The sequence below is a fragment of the Bradyrhizobium sp. F1.13.3 genome, from assembly GCF_040548265.1.
GTDB lineage: Bacteria > Pseudomonadota > Alphaproteobacteria > Rhizobiales > Xanthobacteraceae > Bradyrhizobium.
On the sequence record NZ_JBEPRI010000058.1, the window covers coordinates 1 to 2647 of the forward strand.

The following is a 2647-nucleotide window of genomic DNA, read 5'->3' on the forward strand; positions in this document are numbered from 1 at the left end:
GCACAAAGTCGCTGCGCTCCAGCCCGCTGCGCGGGAGCAAGGCCCGATAGGCCGGTAGTCGGTCGAGAAGATCCCAATAGCCGTTGGAGAGCTCCGTCCTGAGAATCGAGGTGTCGTCAACCTCCCCATGATGGAGCTCCCCATGAGCGAGACCAACACTGTCAATCCGCTGCGTCAGCGTATGATCGAAGATATGACTGCGCGCAAGCTCAACCCGCACACGCAACGCAGTCACATCCAAAGCTGCAAGCGGTTTGCTGCCTGGCTTAAGCGCTCCCCCGATACGGCCACCCCCGATGAGGTGCGGCATTTTCAGCTGCACCTCATCGAGAGCGGTGCCAGCATCTGCAACCGCAATCGGATCATGACCGGCGTGCGGTTCCTGTTCCGAGTTACGCTGCGCCGCCACGATCTGGCGGCCGAGGTCTGGCACATCAAGGAGCCGCTGAAGCTACCGCCAGTGCTGAGCCCCGAGGAGGTCAAACGTGTCCTGACGATGGCGACGAGCCTCAAGGCGCAGGCGATGCTGACGCTCGCCTATGGCTGCGGGCTGCGGGCCGGCGAGGTGGTGCGGCTGCGAGCGGGCGACATCGATAGTGCACAGATGATCATCCGTATCGTGCAGTCGAAGGGCCGCAAGGACCGCAACGTGATGCTGCCGGCGGAAGTCCTCGACCTGTTGCGGCAATGGTGGAAGGTGCGACCGACCAGGCATGATGCCGGCGTCCCGCCGGAACACCGCTGGCTGTTTCCCGGCCGCAGTCAACATCAGCCGCTGACCACGCGTCAGTTCAGCCGGCTGTTCAAGGAGGCGGCCAAAGACGGGGGATTGCGCAAGGCGCTCTCTCTCCACACGCTCCGTCACAGCTTCGCGACCCATTTGCTCGAGCGCGGCACGGACATTCGCCTGATTCAGGCGTTGCTCGGACACGACAAGCTTGAGACGACGGCCCGCTACACCCGCGTGGCGACAGGAATGATCGCCAGAATCGAGAGCCCGCTCGACGGCCTGAGCGCACCGCGTCGCAGGCGAGCAAAGCGGGCCGCCACGGAGCCGCCGGCGCCGTAGCGCCGCAGGCCATGGCCCGACCAACTCTGGAGGTCGCGGACATCTTCCGCGATCACGGTCCTGCGTGGCGCGAGGCCAACCGCGGCCATGTGAGCCTCGACCAATTAAAGGTGATGAATGCCATCGAGCGCTGTCGCACGGCGGCGCTCGGCGGCCATGTCGCACGCTGCGAGAACCCGGCATGCGGTCATACCGAGATCGCCTACAACTCCTGCCGCAACCGGCATTGCCCGAAGTGCCAGGCTGCGGCGTCACGCCAATGGCTGGCCGACCGCGAAGCAGAGCTGTTGCCGGTGCCGTACTTTCACGTCGTGTACACGCTACCAAGTGAGCTGCGCGACATAGCCTACCAGAACAAGCGCGTGGTCTACGGCCTGCTGATGAAGGCGGCCGCAGAGACGATGCTTACCATCGCGGCAGATCCCAAGCGCCTCGGCGCACGGATCGGTGTTACGGCCGTGCTCCATACCTGGGGCTCGGCGCTCACCCATCATCCACACGTACACATGATCGTGCCGGGCGGAGGGCTCTCGTTCGACGACGCACGATGGGTCTCCTCGCGCGCCAACTTCCTCGTCCACGTCAATGTGCTGTCGCGCCTGTTCCGCGGCAAGATGCTGGCGACGCTTATGGAGGCGCACGACGCCAACCAGCTGATGTTCTTCAACACGCATGCCGGGCTCTCCGGCAAAAAAACGTTCAAGCGCTTCATCGCCCCGCTGCGGCGCATGAAGTGGGTGGTCTATTGCAAGGCGCCGTTCGCAGGGCCCGAGCAGGTGCTGCGCTATCTCTCCCGTTACACCCATCGGGTCGCCATCTCGAACCGCCGCCTCATTGCCGCTGACGATGGCGCCATTGCGTTCCGCTGGAAGGACTACCGCGTCAACGGCCCTGACCGCTGGAAGACGATGCGGCTCCATCCACACGAGTTCATCAGGCGATTCCTGATGCACGTGCTGCCCAAGGGCTTCCACCGCATCCGCCACTACGGGCTCTTTGCCAACGCCAACCGGGCCGGGAACATCGCGACAGCCCGCGCACTCCTCAACGTCGTCCCGCCTGCCACCGCCCAGCAAGAGCAGCCGGATATTGCCACCGACACGCCACGTGTGCTGCCGTGCCCTTGCCCGCGCTGTGGAGGCCGCATGATCGTGATCGAGGTGTTCGCGCGCGGCTGTGAGCCGAGGTGGCGTCCCACGCCGGGCAGGATCGACACGTCATGAGCCAGATCTCCCGTCGGCCTCGCAGCTTCCCGTTCCGATGGCGCTGGCTCCACGCCGGCAGCGATCCCTCTCGATCCGATCACGGCAACCAACGCGGCGAGCGCGCGTTGATACGCTCGAACCATCGCCGAGCTACCTATTGTACGCTCCCGACCTCGCCTGCGAGCCTATCCGCAGGTCACATCCTGCCTGCGTCGCGTCCACCACCGAGTTCGGCACCAGCATCAAATCCCCATAGCGCCCGCTGCCCGGCCGGTGCTTAACCTCCCGCGACTTCGTGCCTTGGCGCTTTTTGGACGCCGGTCAGGCAAGCGTGCTGCGCGTCTCTCGTTGCCGGCGTCCAAAAACCTGCACA

The 2647-nt window shown here is 64.8% G+C and carries 2 protein-coding genes; both read left to right on the forward strand.

All coding sequences use genetic code 11. The annotated features are described in order from the left end of the window. Positions 1 to 142 precede the first annotated feature (142 nt). Positions 143 to 1069 carry a tyrosine-type recombinase/integrase gene (locus ABIB66_RS43375; protein WP_354260087.1) on the forward strand — a complete coding sequence of 309 codons (927 nt, stop codon included), beginning with the start codon at positions 143 to 145 and terminating at the stop codon, positions 1067 to 1069. Positions 1070 to 1080: 11 nt separating this feature from the next. Then, positions 1081 to 2292, forward strand: a complete 1212-nt coding sequence (locus tag ABIB66_RS43380) for an IS91 family transposase (protein ID WP_354212163.1) — start codon at positions 1081 to 1083, stop codon at positions 2290 to 2292. The last annotated feature ends 355 nt before the right edge of the window (positions 2293 to 2647 follow it).

Coding starts and splice junctions, on each gene's coding strand:
- ABIB66_RS43375 (WP_354260087.1), top strand. CDS start 143: ATGAGCGAGACCAACACTGTCAATCCGCTGCGTCAGCGTATGATCGAA.
- ABIB66_RS43380 (WP_354212163.1), top strand. CDS start 1,081: ATGGCCCGACCAACTCTGGAGGTCGCGGACATCTTCCGCGATCACGGT.